This is a genomic window from Pseudorhodoferax sp. Leaf265 (assembly GCF_001422365.1).
Classification (GTDB): Bacteria; Pseudomonadota; Gammaproteobacteria; order Burkholderiales; family Burkholderiaceae_C; genus Pseudorhodoferax.
On the sequence record NZ_LMMT01000037.1, the window covers coordinates 246,501 to 263,263 of the forward strand.

Sequence of the window (16,763 nt, forward strand, 5' to 3'; positions counted from 1 at the left end):
ATCGCGGGATATTAACCCAGGGCCTTTTCGGGCGTGGTCTGCGGCGTGGGTTCCATGGCGTGCAGCAGGACCTCGAGTTCGGCCAGTGTGCCGGCCTCGTGGATCGGTTTGTCCTCGCGGATGCGCAGCATGCGCGGAAAGCGCACCGCGATGCCGCTCTTGTGGCGCGGGCTGCGCGCGATGCCCTCGAAGCCGAGCTCGAACACCAGCGAGGGCACGACGCTGCGCACGGGGCCGAACTTCTCCAGCGTGTTCCGGCGGACGATGGCATCCACGCGGCGGAACTCGGCGTCCGTGAGGCCCGAATAGGCCTTGGCAAAGGCCACCAGCTGCAACGCACCGGGCTGGGCCGGCTCCTTGCGCGCGATGGCGTCGAGCACGGACTGGGCCTCGGCCGCGTCCTGCGGCGCGCGGTTCCAGACCGCGAAGGTGTAGTCGGTGTAGACCGAGGCGCGGCGGCCATGGCCGGCCTGGGCATAGATGAGGATCGCATCGACCGCCATGGGATCGATCTTCCATTTCCACCACAGGCCGTCCTGCTTGGTACGGCCCGTGCCGTAGGCGGCGTCGCGGCGCTTGAGCATGAGGCCCTCCACGGCGCGGGCGCGCGCTTCGGCGCGCGCGGCCGCCAGCGCAGTCCAGTCGGCGCCTGGGACCAGCGGCGACAGGCGCAGCCCGGGATGGCCTGCCAGCAGGCGCTCCAGTTCGGCGCGGCGCGTGGCCTGCGGTTGGGCGCGCTGGTCCTGGCCTGCCAGTTCGAGCAGGTCGTAGGCGACGAAGGCGACGGGCGCATCGGCCAGCAGCTTGCGCGGCAGCGTCTTGCGCGCGATGCGCTGCTGCAGCAGGGCGAAGGGCGCAGGCTGCTCCGCCGTGGCCGGCCAGACCAGGATCTCGCCATCGAGCACTGTGCCGTCGGCCAAGGCGCTGGCGGCGGCCACGATCTCGGGGAAGCGTTCGGTCACGAGTTCCTCGCCGCGCGACCAGAGCCAGACCTGGCCCGCGCGCTTGACGATCTGGCCGCGGATGCCGTCGTACTTCCATTCGACCTGCCAGTCGTCCACGGGGCCCAGGCGCTCGGGCAGCCCGGCGAGTGGCGTGTCCAGCTGGTGCGCGAGAAAGAAGGGGTAGGGCTGGCCGGGATCGGCCGGGGCGTGCGGGCCGTCTTCGTCCAGCGCCGCATGGGTCAGCGCCGCGAAGCGCTCCGGCGTGGGCATGCTGCGCGTGTCGGTGTAGCCCATCATGCGCTGGGCCACGCGCTTGGCATCCACACCCGCGTGCGCAGCCAGCGCGCGCTGCACCAGCAGCTTGCTGACGCCCACGCGGAAGCTGCCGCCCACGAGCTTGATGAGCAGGAAGCGGCCCTGCGGGTCCAGCTCCTGCCAGTAGCCGCGCACGCGCGTGGCCACTTCGGGCTCGGGCAGGCCACGCAAGGGCAGCAGCCGCTCCTCGATCCAGGCGGCCAGGCCCAGGGTGCTGCCACCACCGTCCAGCGGCAGGACGTAGGCGATGGTCTCGGCCAGGTCGCCCACGGCCTGGTAGCTTTCCTCGAACAGCCAGTCGGGAATGCCGGCCATCTCGCAGGCGATCGCCCGCAGGCTGGCCGTGCGCACCACCTGGCGCGGCTTGCCGCCGGCCAGGAAGTACACGGCCCAGGCCGCATCGGCCGGCTGGGCCTGCGCGAAGTAGCGCTGCATGGCCTGCACCTTGGCGCTGGTCGAGGTGGTGGCGTCCAGCTCGCTGAACAGGCGCGCGAACAGCTTCATGCGGCCTCGGTCTCCAGCACTTCGTCGCCGTACTCGGTCTGGAAGGCGCCGGCCTCCAGGCCTTGTTCGGCCAGGTAGCGCACCATGACCGGGATGCTGCCGTGCGTCACGATCACGCGCCGCGCGCCGGTTGCGCCGATGGCGCGGTGCAGGCCGGGCCAGTCGGCGTGGTCGCTGAGCACGAAGCCGCGGTCGTAGCCGCCGCGCCGGCGTGCGCCGCGCAGCTGCATCCAGCCGCTCGCGAAGGCTGTGCCGACCTCGCCGAAGCGGCGCGCCCAGGTGCTGGCCGCCGCGCTGGGCGGACACAGCACGAGCGCGCGCCTGAAGACGGCGCGGTCCGTCACCTCGGTGGCCAGCAGCGTGGCGGGCAGGGCGACGCCGGCCGCGCGGTAGGCCCGGTTCAGCGGCTCCACGGCGCCATGCACGACGATGGGGCCGATGGCCGCGTTGACGCCGGCCAGGATGCGCTGGGCCTTGCCGAAGCTGTAGCAGGCCAGCAGACTGGCACGGCCGAGCTCGGCATTGGCCTGCCACCAGGCGTCGATCTCGGCGAACAGCTCGGCATCGCTGCGCCAGCGGTAGATCGGCAGGCCGAAGGTCGACTCGGTGATGAACACGTCGCAGCGCTGCGGCGCGAACGGCACGCAGGTCGGGTCGGGCGCCACCTTGTAGTCGCCGCTGGCGACCCAGACCTGGCCGCCATGGGCCAGCCGTACCTGGGCCGAGCCCAGCACATGGCCCGCGGGGTGCAGTGAGATCTCCACGCCGTTGTGGACGATCTGCTCGCCATAGGCCAGGGTCTGCAGCGTGATCTCGCCCAGGCGCTGGCGCAGCACGCCCTCGCCGGGGGCGGCCGCCAGGTAGTGGCCGTGGCCGGTGCGCGCGTGGTCGGCGTGGGCGTGGGTGATGACGGCCCGGTCCACGGGCCGCCAGGGATCGATGTAGAAGTCGCCGGGCGGGCAGTACAGCCCTTCGGGGCGTTGCACCACGAGTTCGGTCATGGGGCATGATTGTGCGGCTGGCCGGTCTGCGACAAAGAACGGCCCGAACGCAATGGTTGCGTCGGCCATGGGCCCGCACCATTGCAGGCAAGATCCACCCTCCATCCCTGCCGCGCCACGCCATGCACCGAGACCTTCCCACCGAACCCCGCGCCGACGAGGCCGCGATCGTGTCCGCCGCCCGGGCCTTGCGCGGCGATGCCGTCCAGATGCTGCAGGACCTGGTGGCCCAGCCCTCGCTGCTGGGCCACGAGCAGGGCGCCCAGGACGTCATGGAGCGCGCCTTCCAGGGGCTGGACCTGCGCGTGGACCGCTTCGCCATCGACGAGGAGCGGCTGCGCCAGCATCCGGCCTACTCGCCGTCCATCGTCTCCTACGAGGGTCGCACCAACGTGGTCGGCATCCACCAGCCGCGCGGACTCACGCGCGGCCAGTCGCTGATCTTCAATGGCCACATCGACGTGGTGCCGGTGGGCGCCGAAGCGCTCTGGTCGCGTCCGCCGTTCGAGCCTTTCATCGACGGCGACCGGCTGTACGGCCGCGGCGCCTGCGACATGAAGGCTGGCCTCGTGGCCTACACCATGGCCTTCAAGGCGCTGCAGTCGCTGGGGCTGGAGCCGGCCGCGCCGGTCTACCTGCAGTCCGTGATCGAGGAGGAGTGCACGGGCAACGGCGCGCTGGCCTGCCTGGTCGAGGGCTACCGCGCCGACGCCGCCATCATCACCGAGCCCGTGGGCGGCATCACGACTTGCCAGATGGGTGTGCTGTGGCTGCGCATCGAGGTGTTGGGCAAGCCGGTGCACGCCTCGGTCGCGCAGACCGGCGTGGGTGCGATCGATTTCTCGATGTACCTGTTTGGCAAGCTCAAGGAGCTGGAGGCACGCTGGAACGCACCCTCGGCGCGCTACCGCTGCTTCGCCCACAACCAGCACCCGGTCAACTTCAACCTGGGCCGCATCGAGGGCGGCGAATGGGCCTCGTCCGTGCCCACGGCCTGTCGCAGCGACATCCGCATCGGCTTTTACCCCGACATCAAGGTCGGCCAGGTCAAGGCCGAGGTGGAGGCCCTGCTGGCCGCCGCCTACGCCGCCCATCCGGCCAGCGCGGCGCTGCAGTACAAGATCGTCTACGAGGGCTTCCAGGCCGACGGCTTCGATCTGCCGCTGGACCTGCCCGTGATCCGCGCGCTGCAGCAGTGCCACGAGGACATCGCCGGCGCGCCGCTGCTGCCGTTCGCGTTCACGGGCACCACCGACGCCAAGTTCTTCAACCTTTACGGCGACACGCCCTCGGTGTGCTACGGCCCCACGGGCGCGAGCTACCACGGCATCGACGAATGGGTCTCGCTGGCCAGCCTGATGGAGGTCACGGCCGTGCTGGCTGTGTTCATGGCCCGCTGGTGCGGGGTGAACCCCCGCGCCTGATCAGTCCAGCGCCGCGTCCTGGCGCCCGAGGTAGTGCTTGGGCGTCCTGCCCATCACGCGGCGGAACATGGCGGTGAACGCGCTGGGGCTGTCGTAGCCCAGATCCAGCGCCACGGTGGTCACGGGCTGGCCCAGCGACAGCCGCGTCAGCGCTTCCATGAGCCGCACCTGCTGCAGCCACAGCGTGAGCGTGATGCCGGTCTCCTGCCGGAACAGCCGCGTGAGCGTGCGCCGGCCCAGTGCGCCGATGCGGGCCCAGTCGTCCAGATCACCGCCCTGGCCCGGATCGGCCAGCAGCGCGCGGCAGATCTTGAGCAGGCGCGGGTCGCGCGGCATCGGGATGTGCAGCGGCATCTTGGGCGCCGCGCAGATTTCGTCGAGGATCAAGCGCATCACGCGGCCGTCGCGGCCGTTCTCGTCGTAGAGCAGCGGGATCTGCGTGGCCTCCAGGATCAGCTGGCGCATCAGCGGCGACAGCTCGATCACGCGGCAGTCGTCCGGCAGGCCGGGCGAGGCGTCGGGCTGGATGTAGAGCGAGCGGTTGGATACCGCCTGCCCGCGCGCATGCATCTCGTGCACCACACCGCCCGGCACCCAGACGGCGCGGTTGGGCGGCACCAGCCAGGTGCCCTCGGCCGTGTGCAGCGAGAAGATGCCCTTGACCGCCACGGCCAACTGGGCCTTGGGGTGCGAATGCGCGGGCACGATGACCGAAGGCTCGGGCTCGTGCTCCACGATGATCATCGAGACCGGCCGGGGCACGAACTGGTAGGCGTGGAAGGTGTCGCTACGGCTCAGGTCCTGCATGGTGGTGCTCCGCAAAACATCTTGGGCGTTGTCCGGGCAAAGCCAACGCAGGCGCATTTTCCGTGCCACGGCCGCGCATGCTGCCTGCGCGCAAGCCCATCGGTCAAGCCGTTCGCGCGGATGGCCCGTGCGGAACAGAACTTGGCTCGAACCCGCCAATCCTGCCGCGATCCCGTTCCTACACTGGGTTCGTCGCCGGCTGCAGGCACTGGCCGGCCCTCCCTTCCACCGAGGACGCACCATGAAGAAACGGGATTTCCACAAGTTCGCGCTCGCCGCTGCCGCAATGGGCCTGGCCGACATGCCGCTGGGCATCACGCGGGCCCACGGGCAGACCCGCGGCGGCACGCTGAACTCCATCGTGCAGCCCGAGCCGCCCATGCTGAACCTGGCCGTGAGCCAGCTCACGCCCACGCAGATGGTCTCGGGCAAGATCTTCCTGAGCCTGCTGACCTACGACGTCAACCTCAAGCCGCTGCCCAGCCTGGCCAAGAGCTGGACCGTCTCGCCCGACGGGCTGACCTACACCTTCCAGCTCGAACCCAACGCCAGGTGGCACGACGGCAAGCCGCTGACGGCCGAGGACGTGGTCTACACGGCACGCGAATTCCTGCCCGTGACCCACCCGCGCGCACGCGACATCTTCGGCCGTTGCGAGTCCATCACCGCGGCCGGTGCGCACACCGTGGTGTTCAAACTCAAGGCGCCGTTCGGCCCCTTTCTGAGCGCCTTCGACATCTCCAACCTGCCGGTCATGCCCAAGCACATCTACGCGGGGACCGACCTGGCCAAGAACCCGGCCAACCTGAACCCCATCGGCTCGGGGCCCCACAAGCTCAAGGAATGGGTGCGCGGCTCGCACATCCACCTGGTGCGCAACGACGACTACTTCAAGCCCGGCCTGCCGCACCTGGACGCCATCATCTACCGCGTGATGCCCGACGGCGCCTCGCGCGCGCTGGCCATCGAGAAGAGCACGGTGCAGCTCACCCAGTGGACCGACCTGGAACTGTTCGACGCCCAGCGCATCGCCAAGCAGTCCAACCTGGCCATGACGACCAAGGGCTACGAGTACTTCGCACCCATCATGTGGCTGGAGATGAACAACCGCACGGCGCCCATGAACGACAAGCGCTTCCGTCAGGCGGTCATGCACGCGATCGACCGCAACTTCATCAAAGACCGCATCCTCTACGGCTTCGGCAAGGTGGCGACGGGGCCGATCAACTCCAAGACCAAGTTCTACGAGGCCGACGTCAAGAAGTACGACTTCAACGTGGCCAAGGCCACAGCGCTGCTCGACGAGATGGGCCTGAAGCCCGACGCCAAGGGCATCCGCGCGCGGCTGCGCTTTCCGGTCTCGCCCTATGGTGAGATGGTGCAGCGCTCGTGCGAGTACATCCGCCAGTGCCTGTCCAAGATCGGCGTGGCCGTCACGCTGGAGTCCACCGACCCCGGCAGCTACACGCAGCGCATCAGCCAGTGGGACTACGACCTGAACCTGTCCTGGCTGTACCAGTTCGGCGACCCGGCGCTGGGCGTCACGCGCAACTATGTGACGTCGAACATCCGCAAGATCCTGTTCACCAACACCGTGGGCTACTCCAACGCCGAGGTCGACCGCCTGGCCGATGCCGCGGCCACCGAGACCGAGGACGCCAAGCGCCAGGTGCTGTACAGCCAGATGCAGAAGCAGCTGGTGGAAGACGTGCCGATCGCCTGGCTCGTGGAGATGGAGTTTCCGACCATCCATGACAAGCGCATCCAGAACCTCGTGACCACGGCCATCGGCATCCACGAGAGCTTCGACACGGTCTCGTTCAAGGCATGAGCATGGCCCCTACCGTGGAACTGGGCTGGCGCATGGGCGCGCCGGACCTGGCCGACGATCCCGAGGCCTGGTCCTGGCCGCGCGTGCGCGAGCGCTTCTGCAGCATGCGCAGCGCCGTCCCCACAGCCAATGTCTGGCGCGGCACCGGCCCCGTGGCGGCGCTGCCGCGCGCGCTGCGCGACGACATCGACGCTGTGCGCTTCACGCCGCTGGGCGGCAGCGAGACGATGCGCTGGGATGCCTCGCTCGCGGCCAACCGCACGGACGGCATCCTCGTGCTGCACCGCGGGCGCATCGTCTACGAGCGCTACGACGGTCCGCTGCGCGCCGAGCTGCCGCATGTGTGCATGTCGGTCATGAAATCGCTGGTCGGCACGCTGGCCGCCGCCGAAGTGGCCGAGGGCCGGCTCGACCCGGCCGCGCCGGTCAGCCGCTACGTGCCGGGCCTTCAGGGCAGCGCCTGGGCCACGGCCACGCTGCGCCAGGTCATGGACATGACGACGGCCCTGCACTACGACGAGGACTACACGCGGCCCGATGCCGAGGTCTGGGCCTATTTGCGCGCGGCCGGCCAGTTGCGGCCCGAGCCCGGCGTGCCGGTGCCGCGCGGCATCCACGCCTTCCTGCGCACGGTGCGCGCGAACGGGGCGCACGGCGAGGGCTTCGCCTACAAGACCGTCAACACCGAGATGCTGGCCTGGGTGCTGGGCGAGACCACTGGCCTGCCGCTCGAGCAACTGGTGTCCGAGCGCTTGTGGGCGCCCATGGGCGCCGAGCAGGACGCCTACTTCGGCGTGGACGCGCTGCGCCTGGCCGGCGCGGGCGGTGCGCTGAGCGCCACGCTGCGCGACCTGGCCCGCTTCGGCGAACTGATGCGCTGCGGTGGCGTCTTCAACGGCCGGCGCATCCTGCCGCGGGCCGCGGTCGACGACATCGCGCGCGGCGCCAGCCCCGCGGACTTCCGCCGTGCGGGCTACGCGTTGCTGCCGGGCTGGAGCTACCGCGCCATGTGGTGGGTCACGCACAACGCGCATGGCGCCTACTGCGCGCGCGGCATCCACGGCCAGGGCATCTACATCGACCCGCAGGCCGAGATGGTGATCGCGCGCTTCGCCTCGCACCCGGGCGCGGGCAATGCCAATCTCGATCCGACCACGCTGCCGGCCTACCACGCGCTGGCGCAGCACCTGCTGGTCAACCCATGACGCGCGTCGCGTTGCTGAGCCGTTCGGCCGACCTGGACTTCCTGCGCCCGCTGCTGCTGGCGCAGGACGCCAGCCTGGACATCGCCACCTGGCCCGACCCACGCTGCCTGGAGGCCGAGGTGGCCGTGTGCTGGCAGACGCCGCCCGGCCTCTACGCGCGGATGCCCAGGCTGCGGCTGGTGCACAGCATCGCCGCCGGCGTGGACAACGTGGTCGACGGCCAGGCGCTGCGCGGCCTGCCGGTCTGCCGTGTGGTCGATCCGCTGCTGGCCCAGGGCATGCTGCAGTACGTGCTCTGGGGTGTGCTGCACTTCCACCGCCACTTCGACCGCGCGCTGGCCAACCAGCGCCGCGCACTGGCAGCGCCATGCGCAGGTCCCGGCGTCCGGTTGCCGCGTGGGCCTCATGGGCCTGGGCGAACTGGGCGGCCTGGTCGCGCAGCAGCTGGCGGCCATGGGCTATGCCGTGGGAGGCTGGTCGCGCACGCCGCGCAGCCTGGACGGCGTGCAGACCTTCAGCGGCGACCAAGGCCTGCAGCCCTTCCTCGCGCGCACCGACGTGCTGGTCTGCCTGCTGCCCTTGACCGATGCCACGCGCGGCATCCTCGGCGCGGACTGTTTCGCGGCGCTGCCGGCCGGCGCCGCGCTGATCCACTGCGGCCGCGGTGAGCACCTGGTGGTCGACGACCTGCTGGCCGCGCTCGACAGCGGCCAACTGCGCGGCGCCGTGCTCGACGTGTTCGAGACCGAGCCGTTGCCGGCCGAACACGCGCTGTGGCGCGCGCCCGGCGTGGTCGTGACGCCGCACATGGCCTCGATGGCCGGCTTCGACGTGGTCGTGCGCCAGATCGCCGACAACGTGGCGCGGCTGCGCGCCGGTGAGCCCCTGCAACACCAGGTCGACACCGTCCACGGCTACTGAACCCATCTTCTTTCCATGCCTTGCACCATGCACATCGCTCCCGAATTCAAGGCCGCCATGCACGGCACCCATCCCGCTCCGCTGGACCCCAAGGTGCGCGCGTTCGTGCTGGGCATGGCGGCCGACGCCGGCAAGTTCCCGCGTCGCGACACCGTGTCCATCGCCGAAGGACGCGACATCGCAGAAAAGGTGCGTGCGCCCTGGACCCAGGGCGGCCCGGCGATGGCGCAGACGCAGAACCTGCCCGTGCCCACGCGCCATGGCGAGGTGCAGATCCGCGTCTACACCCCGGCCGAACGCCGCCAGCCTGGCGCCTTCATCTACATCCACGGCGGCGGCTATGTGCTGTTCAGCAACGACACGCACGACCGCCTCATGCGCGAGTACGCCCAGCGTGCCGGCATGGTCGTGGTCGGCATCAACTACACGCGGGCGCCCGAGGCGCGCTTTCCGCAGCCTATCGAGGAGTGCATCGACACCGTGCGCTGGCTGCGTGCCAACGGCGCGGCGCTGGGCTTCGACGCGGGCCAGCTGTTCATCGGCGGCGACTCGGCCGGCGGCAACCTCTCGCTGAACACCTGTCTGCACTTCCGCGATGCGGGCGAGGCGGTGTTCCGTGGCATGGTGCTGAACTACACGGGCTTCTCGACCAACCTGTACCGCGACTCGGTGGTGCGCTATGGCGCCGGCGACTACGGCCTGTCGCTGCACATGATGGTCTGGTTCTTCCGCAACTACCTGCGGCGCGCCGAGGACTTCCACGACCCGCGCATGAACCTGCTCGCGGCCGACCTGCGCGGCATTCCGCCGGCCTACCTGGCCATCACCGAATGCGACCCGCTGTACGACGACAACATCGACATGGTGGCCAAGATGCAGGCCGAGGGCGTGGATGTGGCGTCCAAGGTCTACCAGGGCACGGTGCACAGCTTCCTGGAGGCGGTGTCCATCGCGCCGGTGGCCGACGAGGCCTTCGACGACACCGTGCGCTGGATGGCCATGAAGGCCTGAGCATGTACACGCCGCCGGCCTATGCCGAGAACGACACCGCGCGGCTGCATGCCTTCATGCGCGCGCACAGTTTCGCCACGCTCGTGACGCGGGGGCGGGGCGGGCTCAACGCCACGCACCTGCCGTTCCTGCTCGACGACGGAGCCAGCCCGCACGGCAGGCTGACCACGCACCTGGCCCGCGCCAACCCGCAGCTGCAGGACCTGCGCGAGGGCGCGCCGGTGCTCGTGCTGTTCCAGGGGGCCCATGCCTTCGTCTCGCCGAGCTGGTACGCCAACCAGGCCACCTTTCCGACCTGGAACTACACGGCCGTGCATGCGCGCGGCCGCGCCACACTGCTGGAGGATCCGCAGGACGTGCACGCAGTGCTGCGCGCCACCGTGGCCTGCTACGACCAGCCGCTGGGCGGCAGCTGGGATTTCGCGGCCAGCCCGGCCGCGCTGGTGGCGCTGCGGCTGCGCGCCATCGTGGCCCTGCACATCCCCATCGCGCAGCTGGAAGGCAAGATGAAGCTGAGCCAGGACAAGAGCGTGGCCGACCGGCGCGGCGTGGTGGCCGCGCTGCAAGCCAGTGCCGTGCCCGAGAGCCTGGCCGTGGCCCGGCTGATCCGTGCCCAGCCCGACATGGCAGCGGCCTTCGAGGAGGGCGCATGACCCCGGCGGAAGCCGACACGCGCACCGAACTGGCGGCGCTGTACCGCCTGGTTGCGCATTTCCGCATGACGGACCTGATCGACACCCACATCAGCGCGCGCATCCCGGGCACGCCGGACCATTTCCTGATCAACCGCTACGGCGTGCTGTTCCACGAGATGCGGCCGGAAGACCTGGTCACGGTCGACCCTGAAGGCCGGGCGGTCCGCGACCCGGACGACCCTGCGCAGCAGGTGAATCAGGCCGGCTTCACGATCCACTCGGCCATCCACGTGGCGCGCCACGACCTGGCCTGCGTCATCCACACGCACACGGCCGACGGCATGGCCGTGGCCTGCCAGCAGGAGGGGCTGCTGCCGATCACGCAGCATGCGCTGAAGTTCCACAACCGGCTCGGCTACCACGCCTACGAGGGCATCGCGCTGGACCTGGACGAGCGCGCACGCCTGGTGGCCAGCATGGGCCAGCACCGCGCGATGGTGCTGCGCAACCACGGCCTGCTGGCCGCGGGCCGCAGCATCGCCGAGGCCTTCGTCAACATCTACTTCCTGGAGCGCGCCTGCCAAGCCCAGGTGAAGGCGCTGGCCGGCAACCGGCCGCTGAGCCTGCCGCCGCCCGAGGTCTGCGAGCGCACGGCGCGCCAGTTCGACCGCGCCGAAAGCCTGGCGCACTGCGAACTGGCCTGGCGCGCGGCCAAGCGCCTGCTGGTTCAATAGCGCTTTCCGGTGACCAGCAGGGCCAGGCGCATCACGAACATGGCCAGGCTCTCCTTGCAGCGCTGCGGCCAGGGCCGGCGGCCATGGTGCGTGGGCTCCATGCGCTTGCCCTCTTCGCGCATGGCACGCAGCAGGCGTTCGCGCAACTGCTGCGCAAAGGCCTTGTCCTCGATGACCACATTGGCCTCGCGCGCGAGCAGCAGGCTCAGCGGGTCGAGGTTGGACGAACCCACCGTGGCCCAGTGCCCGTCGATGACAGCCACCTTGGCATGCAGGAAGCTGGGTGCGTACTCGTGGATCTCCACGCCGGCTTCCATCAGCAGGCCGTAGACCGGCCGCGAGGCGTGGTACTGCATGAAGTACTCGTAGCGGCCCTGCAGCAGCAATTGCACGCGCACGCCACGCCCGGCTGCGCGCACCAGCGCATTGCGCAGCTTGCGGCCCGGGATGAAGTAGGCGTTGGCGATCACGATCTCGTGGTGCGCCGCACCGATGGCCTTGAGGTAGGCGCGCTCGATGTGCTTGCGGTGGCGCAGGTTGTCGCGCAGGAGCAGGGCGGCGCGCGCACCGGCGCTGCCGTGCGCCATGGCCTCCCCACGGCTGCCGCCGTACTGCAGGAGGTCGTGCACGGCCTGCAGAGGTTCGCGGCGGCGCAGGTCGTGCACGGCCTGCAGCCGGCGCCAGAGCAGGGCCACGGCCTGCTGCGTATCGGCCACGAGCGGGCCTGTCACGCGCACGGCGAAGTCCAGGCGGGGGGCCTCCAGCCGGCCCCAGCTGGGGTCGTGGAAGTCGTCCAGCACATTGATGCCGCCGCAGAAGGCCACCTGGCCGTCGACCACGCAGAGCTTGCGGTGCAGCCGGCGCCAGCGCGTGGGCAGCAGCAGCCCCAGCGCGTTGACGGGGGAGTACACGCGCCACTGCACGCCGGCCTCGGCAAAGCGCTGCTGCCATTCCCTGGGCGCCGCGCCCGTGCCCAGCCCGTCCACGGCCACCCAGGTCTGCACGCCGCGCCGTGCCGCGCGCAGCAGGGCCTCGGCGAGTTCGGCGCCGCTGCCCGTGAAGTCGAAGATGTAGGTCTCGAAGTGGACCAGCGTCTGCGCCGCGTCCATGGCCGCGATCAGCGCCGGGAAGAACTCGCGCGTGCCTTCCAGCAGCGTGAGCTGGTGGCCGCCATGCAGCCGGGCCGCGCCACGCGTCATGCGCGGGCCGCGAAGCGCGGCAGCATCAGGATGGCCTCGGCGTTGGACGGCGAGAAGCAGGCTTCGGCCGCGGCCTGCCAGGGCAGCCACCGGAAGGCCGTGTGTTCGCGCGCATGCAGCTGCACCGGCGTGCCGGCCGGCACGGCGAGGCTGAACAGGTGCTCGGTGTTGTGCCGCACGCCGGGCGCGTAGCGGTGCAGCCACTGTGGCCAGATCGCGTAGACGTTTTCCAGGTTCCAGTCCACCAGGCTGCCGCCGCAGGCGATGCCGGTCTCCTCGAAGACCTCGCGCCGGGCGGTCTCGCGCAGCTCCTCGGTCTCGGTGTCCTTGCTGCCCGTGACGGATTGCCAGTGCTCCTGCGCATCGGCGCGGCGGATCAGCAGCACCTCGAGCGCAGGCGTGTGGATCACGACCAGGACCGACTGCGGGATCTTGTAGGGGCGGGCCATCGGTCGGATTCTAGGAGGCTGCGTAGGGGTACCCACGCGGCTAGAATCAGTCACCGGGCCCAAGTATTTGGCACCCGGTTTTTTGTTGCCCGCTGCGGTGACAGGCCGGTCCAGTCCAAGCGCTCAATCCTTAAATGCAAGCATTGATGAAAGCTGGATCGCCATGGAAATCTTCGACTACGACAACGTCCTGCTGCTGCCGCGCAAGTGCCGCGTGGAGAGCCGCTCGGAGTGCGACGCCAGCGTGACGCTGGGTGACCGCAGCTTCCGCCTGCCGGTGGTGCCGGCCAACATGAAGACGGTGGTCGACGAGGCCACCTGCCTGTGGCTGGCGCAGCACGGCTACTTCTACGTGATGCACCGCTTCGACCTGGACAACGTGGCCTTCGTGCGCCGCATGAAGGACCAGGGGACCTTCGCCTCGATCTCGCTGGGCGTGAAGAAGCCGGACTACGACACCGTGGACCGGCTGGTGAGCGAGGGCCTGACGCCCGAGTACGTGACCATCGACATCGCCCATGGCCATGCCGACAGCGTCAAGAACATGATCGCCTGCCTCAAGGACAAGTTGCCCGGGTCCTTCGTGATCGCAGGCAACGTCGGCACGCCCGAGGCCATCATCGACCTGGAGAACTGGGGCGCGGACGCGACCAAGGTCGGCATCGGCCCGGGCAAGGTCTGCATCACCAAGCTCAAGACCGGCTTCGGCACGGGCGGCTGGCAGCTGTCGGCGCTCAAGTGGTGCGCGCGTGTGGCGACCAAGCCCATCATTGCGGATGGCGGCATCCGAGACCACGGCGACATCGCCAAGAGCATCCGCTTCGGCGCCTCCATGGTCATGATCGGCTCGCTGTTCGCGGGCCATGAGGAATCGCCCGGCAAGACCGTGGAAGTCGACGGAAAGCTGTTCAAGGAGTACTACGGCTCGGCCAGCGACTTCAACAAGGGCGAGTACCGCCACGTCGAGGGCAAGCGCATCCTGGAGCCGATCAAGGGCAAGCTCTCGGACACGCTGGTGGAGATGGAGCAGGACGTGCAGAGCTCCATCAGCTATGCCGGCGGCAAGAAGCTCATGGACATCCGCAAGGTGAACTACGTGATCCTGGGCGGCGACAACGCCGGCGAGCACCTGCTCATGTGAGGGCAGGGGCCTGGGCGGCGAGCAGGCGCTCGACCTCTGCGCAGTCCGGCCCGTGGGCCACGCCGCCCGGGCGCTGGCATTTGAGCGCGGCGGCGGCACAGGCGAAACGCATGGCGTCTTCGTCGGGCAGGCTGCGCGCCACCGCCATGGCCAACGCCGCATGGAACACATCGCCCGCGCCGTTGGTGTCCACGGCCTGCACGGGGAAGGCCGGCAGGCTCAGCACCGGGCCACCCGGGCGCTGCCAGCGCACACCGTGTGCGCCCAGCGTCACCGCAGCCAGTTGGGCGCCCGAGGCAAGCGCGGCGCCGAGGCCATCGGCCAGCGTGGCATGCGGCGCAAAGGCCGCCAGGCCGGCTTCGGAGAACACCGCCCAGTCGGCCCATGCCGCCAGCGCCTGCAGGTCCTGTGTGGGCGAAAGATCGCCATCCAGCAGCGAAGGCACACCGGCCTGGCGCGCCCAACGCAAGGCGGCCAGGGCGCCAGGCATCCAGCGCGGATCGGCCATCAGCACGTCGCAGCCGGCCAGCACGCCGGTGTCGAGTGCGGCGGCGCGCGTGAGGGCGTCGCCGCGGTGGTTGAAGATCTGGCGCTCGCCGCGCGCGTCGATGACCACCGCCGACACCGAGGAGGCCGCGCCGGCCACGCGTTGGAGCTGCCGGCAGTCCACGCCGGATTCGCTGAGGCGCCGCACCAGGAAGTCGCCGGCATCGTCATCGCCGATCGCGCCATGCAGGCGCACTGTCGCGCCCAGGCGCACGGCTGCGATCGATGCATTGGCGGCCATGCCGCCGGAGATGGCCTGGTAGTGCCGCGCCGGTGTCTTGGTCGGCGCCGGCGGGAAGTCCGCGATGCTGAAGCAGTGGTCCAGTGCGGCATGGCCCACCGTGCAAAGTGTCCATGGGCCGGATGTGCGCATGGTGTGGTCCTTGTTCTTGTGGCTGGCAGTGCCGTCATCTTAGTAGGGCCCTGGCGCTAAAAAATATTCAAAATCTTGCGTCATCCACAAAAAGTAGGTTATAGTCTAGGGCTTCCGGGGGACACAAGATCTCTTGAAAATTCCCGGCGATGGTTGCAAAGACAGTCGGTTCGCTCGAACCGTTCGGCAGCACAAGACATCGGGCTCTTAGCTCAGTTGGTAGAGCAGCGGACTCTTAATCCGTAGGTCGAGTGTTCGAGTCACTCAGGGCCCACCAAAATTAAGTCGTGAAAACAAGCGCCTAGCAAGAAATTGCTAGGCGCTTTTTTCTTGTCCACGTGGGTCGTTTTGGCCGTGCCCCATTCGCGCTCGGCGCTTGGCGAGAGTTGAAGGTCAAGGCGTCAGGATGACCTTGCGACAATTCTCTTCCTTGTTGGCGAAGATTTCGTAGCCGCGCGCCGCGTCGGCCAGCGGCAACCGATGCGTGATGATGGCTTCTGGCCGCAGCTTGCCGGCGCCGATCTGCTCCAGCAATTCCGGCATGAACCGCTGCGCATGCGTCTGGCCCATCTTGAAGGTCAAGCCTTTTTCGAAGGCGTCGCCGAATAGGAAGCCGTGGATGAACCCGGCGTAGACCCCCGGGACGCTGACCACCCCGCCGCGCCGCGTCGCCGCGATGCACTGGCGCAGCGCCTTGCCGCTGGACCCTTCGAGCTTGATGGCGGTCAGAGCCGTCTCCAGGACGCTGCCCTTGGCTTCGAAGCCGACGGCGTCGATGGTGGCATCCACCCCGTGTCCATGCGTCGCCTTCAAGATTGTGTCCGCCGCATCGTCGTCCTGGTCGAAGTTGATGGTGGTTGCGCCGTAGGTCTCGCGCGCGAACTGGAGGCGGTACTCGTGGTGGTCGACGACGAAGACCTGCTCCGCACCGAGGAAGCGCGCCGATGCCGCGGCCATGAGCCCGACCGGGCCCGCGCCGAAGATTGCCACCGAGCTGCCCGGCCCAAGGTTCGCGTTCACTGCCGCCTGGTAGCCCGTTGGCAGGATGTCGGAGAGAAACAACACCTGCTCGTCCTGCAGCACGTCGGGAATCTTGATGGGACCGACGTTGGCCTTGGGCACGCGAACGAACTGGGCTTGTCCGCCGGCATAGCCCCCATACAGGTGGCTGTAGCCGAACAATCCGGCTCCTGCTGTCGCGTGCTTCTTGTTCATGATTGCGCCGCGGCCCGGGTTGGTGGTTTCGCAGGCAGCGAACAGGGCCTTGTTGCAATAGAAGCATTGCCCGCACGCGATGACGAAGGGGATGACGACACGGTCGCCTCTGCGCACCTCGGTGACACCAGCGCCGACTTCCTCCACCACGCCCATGAACTCGTGGCCCAGGATGTCGCCGTCCTTCATCATGGGTATCTTGCCGCGGTAGATGTGCAGGTCCGAACCGCAGATGGCCGTTGCGGTGACCCGCAGGATGAGGTCGTCGTCGGCTTCCATTGCCGGGTCGGGAACCTGCTCGACGCGCACATTCTTCGATCCCTGATAGGTCAATGCCAGCATGGTGGTTCCTTGGGTTGGATGGGTGGAGCGCTGCGGTGCGCTGATCCCAGTGTTCACGCGGGGTGCACCTGAAGATGACGTCCATGCGCGGGGCCGACCGTAGGAGGTCGCGCACGTCTGAAGGTCCCGTCTGTCTTCCTGCCGCTCGGATTGGCTCCTCGCTCGA

At 69.1% G+C, this 16,763-nt stretch carries 16 protein-coding genes and 1 tRNA gene; 9 read left to right on the forward strand and 8 right to left on the reverse strand.

Features of this window, described 5'->3' with window-relative positions:
* Positions 1–11: 11 nt before the first annotated feature.
* Positions 12–1,763: an ATP-dependent DNA ligase gene (locus tag ASF45_RS26640; protein WP_056670660.1), complete on the reverse strand. Its 1,752-nt coding sequence runs from the start codon at positions 1,761–1,763 to the stop codon at positions 12–14.
* On the reverse strand, positions 1,760–2,764 hold the full coding sequence (locus tag ASF45_RS26645; protein WP_056670663.1) for a ligase-associated DNA damage response exonuclease: 1,005 nt from the start codon (positions 2,762–2,764) through the stop codon (positions 1,760–1,762). Before ASF45_RS26645 ends, ASF45_RS26640 begins: the two co-directional genes overlap by 4 nt.
* A 122-nt stretch (positions 2,765–2,886) precedes the next feature.
* Here ASF45_RS26645 and ASF45_RS26650 point away from each other — a divergent pair, with 122 nt between their 5' ends.
* Entirely contained in the window at positions 2,887–4,188 is a 1,302-nt protein-coding gene (locus ASF45_RS26650; protein WP_056670666.1) for an ArgE/DapE family deacylase, read from the forward strand.
* Here ASF45_RS26650 and ASF45_RS26655 read toward each other — a convergent pair whose 3' ends face one another.
* Positions 4,189–4,995: a helix-turn-helix domain-containing protein gene (locus ASF45_RS26655; RefSeq protein WP_200932216.1), complete on the reverse strand. Its 807-nt coding sequence runs from the start codon at positions 4,993–4,995 to the stop codon at positions 4,189–4,191.
* Between the two features lie 241 nt (positions 4,996–5,236).
* Between ASF45_RS26655 and ASF45_RS26660 the strand changes: the two genes are divergently transcribed.
* Together ASF45_RS26660 and ASF45_RS26665 are read left to right on the forward strand one after the other, a co-directional pair.
* The gene (locus tag ASF45_RS26660; RefSeq protein ID WP_056670668.1) at positions 5,237–6,826 is read left to right on the forward strand and encodes an ABC transporter substrate-binding protein; all 1,590 of its coding nucleotides are present in this window, start codon (positions 5,237–5,239) and stop codon (positions 6,824–6,826) included.
* A 2-nt stretch (positions 6,827–6,828) separates the two neighbouring features.
* Complete coding sequence (locus tag ASF45_RS26665) at positions 6,829–8,031, forward strand: serine hydrolase (RefSeq protein ID WP_235581046.1); 1,203 nt, start codon at positions 6,829–6,831, stop codon at positions 8,029–8,031.
* 151 nt (positions 8,032–8,182) lie between these two features.
* Here ASF45_RS26665 and ASF45_RS36865 read toward each other — a convergent pair whose 3' ends face one another.
* Positions 8,183–8,311: a hypothetical protein gene (locus tag ASF45_RS36865; RefSeq protein WP_255357810.1), complete on the reverse strand. Its 129-nt coding sequence runs from the start codon at positions 8,309–8,311 to the stop codon at positions 8,183–8,185.
* A 20-nt stretch (positions 8,312–8,331) separates the two neighbouring features.
* On the opposite strand from ASF45_RS36865, the gene ASF45_RS26670 reads away from it, so the two are divergent.
* The 4 genes from ASF45_RS26670 to ASF45_RS26685 are packed head-to-tail and all read left to right on the forward strand — an operon-like array spanning position 8,332 to position 11,332.
* Positions 8,332–8,952, forward strand: coding sequence for an NAD(P)-dependent oxidoreductase (locus ASF45_RS26670; RefSeq protein WP_235581047.1), 621 nt, complete (start codon positions 8,332–8,334; stop codon positions 8,950–8,952).
* 27 nt (positions 8,953–8,979) lie between these two features.
* A complete protein-coding gene (locus ASF45_RS26675; protein WP_200932217.1) occupies positions 8,980–9,963 on the forward strand; it encodes an alpha/beta hydrolase in 984 nt (327 codons plus the stop codon).
* Positions 9,964–9,965: 2 nt separating this feature from the next.
* Complete coding sequence (locus tag ASF45_RS26680; RefSeq protein WP_056670674.1) at positions 9,966–10,616, forward strand: FMN-binding negative transcriptional regulator; 651 nt, start codon at positions 9,966–9,968, stop codon at positions 10,614–10,616.
* On the forward strand, positions 10,613–11,332 hold the full coding sequence (locus tag ASF45_RS26685) for a class II aldolase/adducin family protein (protein WP_056670678.1): 720 nt from the start codon (positions 10,613–10,615) through the stop codon (positions 11,330–11,332). The genes ASF45_RS26680 and ASF45_RS26685 overlap by 4 nt, the downstream gene beginning before the upstream one ends.
* Here the strand turns inward: ASF45_RS26685 and clsB are convergent.
* Positions 11,326–12,531, reverse strand: a complete 1,206-nt coding sequence (gene clsB, locus ASF45_RS26690; RefSeq protein ID WP_056670682.1) for a cardiolipin synthase ClsB — start codon at positions 12,529–12,531, stop codon at positions 11,326–11,328. The two genes, ASF45_RS26685 and clsB, sit on opposite strands and share 7 nt — an antisense overlap.
* Positions 12,528–12,980: a dihydroneopterin triphosphate diphosphatase gene (gene nudB, locus ASF45_RS26695; protein ID WP_056670685.1), complete on the reverse strand. Its 453-nt coding sequence runs from the start codon at positions 12,978–12,980 to the stop codon at positions 12,528–12,530. The genes clsB and nudB overlap by 4 nt, the downstream gene beginning before the upstream one ends.
* A 163-nt stretch (positions 12,981–13,143) precedes the next feature.
* Here nudB and ASF45_RS26700 point away from each other — a divergent pair, with 163 nt between their 5' ends.
* On the forward strand, positions 13,144–14,121 hold the full coding sequence (locus tag ASF45_RS26700; protein WP_056670688.1) for a GMP reductase: 978 nt from the start codon (positions 13,144–13,146) through the stop codon (positions 14,119–14,121).
* Here the strand turns inward: ASF45_RS26700 and ASF45_RS26705 are convergent.
* A complete protein-coding gene (locus ASF45_RS26705; RefSeq protein ID WP_063887793.1) occupies positions 14,114–15,040 on the reverse strand; it encodes a PfkB family carbohydrate kinase in 927 nt (308 codons plus the stop codon). The two genes, ASF45_RS26700 and ASF45_RS26705, sit on opposite strands and share 8 nt — an antisense overlap.
* Before the next feature lie 201 nt (positions 15,041–15,241).
* On the opposite strand from ASF45_RS26705, the gene ASF45_RS26710 reads away from it, so the two are divergent.
* Positions 15,242–15,317 (forward strand) — tRNA-Lys (locus ASF45_RS26710).
* Between the two features lie 116 nt (positions 15,318–15,433).
* On the opposite strand, the gene ASF45_RS26715 is transcribed toward ASF45_RS26710, so the two are convergent.
* Positions 15,434–16,597: a zinc-dependent alcohol dehydrogenase gene (locus ASF45_RS26715; protein WP_056670693.1), complete on the reverse strand. Its 1,164-nt coding sequence runs from the start codon at positions 16,595–16,597 to the stop codon at positions 15,434–15,436.
* Between the last annotated feature and the right edge of the window lie 166 nt (positions 16,598–16,763).